General features: G+C 39.9%; 1 pseudogene. It reads right to left on the bottom strand.

The features are described from left to right. A pseudogene (locus WFK35_RS23330) lies at positions 1-694 on the bottom strand (alpha-2-macroglobulin family protein); the annotation flags it as partial.

The following is a 694-nucleotide window of genomic DNA, read 5'->3' on the forward strand; positions in this document are numbered from 1 at the left end:
CTGCGGCGCGTAATAATTCTGAATTGTTGTAATTCCGTTTGAGAATATTCCGGATGCATTGGCGAGGTAATCATACTCAAAAACGTATTTTCCTTTCGGTATCTGTTCAATATAAAAATTCGTGGAAGCATCTTTGGTCGACTGATAATAGCCCAAACCATTTTTCCACTGATACACCGAAAGTACATCCAAAGGCTCAAATCCTGCTGCTCTCATGTCTTTGACGTGAATGAATTCCATCGGTCGATCCGTGTTTAAAATCATTCGTACCGTAACTTTATCGCCCACTTTTAACGGAGTTTCAGTAGTGATTTTTTGCAATTCTTCCCCATTCACGGTTTTTATTTTTCTGTACAGTTCTTTGGTTATGGACAGGTAATTCTCGGAAGATTTTATCTTATCCAAATCTTCGTAATACTGCCAGAACAAACCTCCCTGAACAATTCCTGCTCCCGGTTTTGTTACCGTAACTGTGGCTAAATTCTTATCTAAAACATCCGATTTCACGGTAGATTTCACATAACCCGTTGCCTGAGTCTGTGGCTGAAGCTCTTTTCCGCCCCAAACAATGGTTGCTTTATCACTTTCCGCATTCGTCCATGATTTTCCTGAATTTAAAATCGTAAAAATAACTTCCGAAGTTCCTCTTGAGCTTCCCCATGAATTCACTTCTTTCTGCGTAATCAGCCAGATT

It is taken from the genome of Chryseobacterium sp. VD8 (assembly GCF_037149975.1).
Classification (GTDB): domain Bacteria; phylum Bacteroidota; class Bacteroidia; order Flavobacteriales; family Weeksellaceae; genus Chryseobacterium; species Chryseobacterium indicum.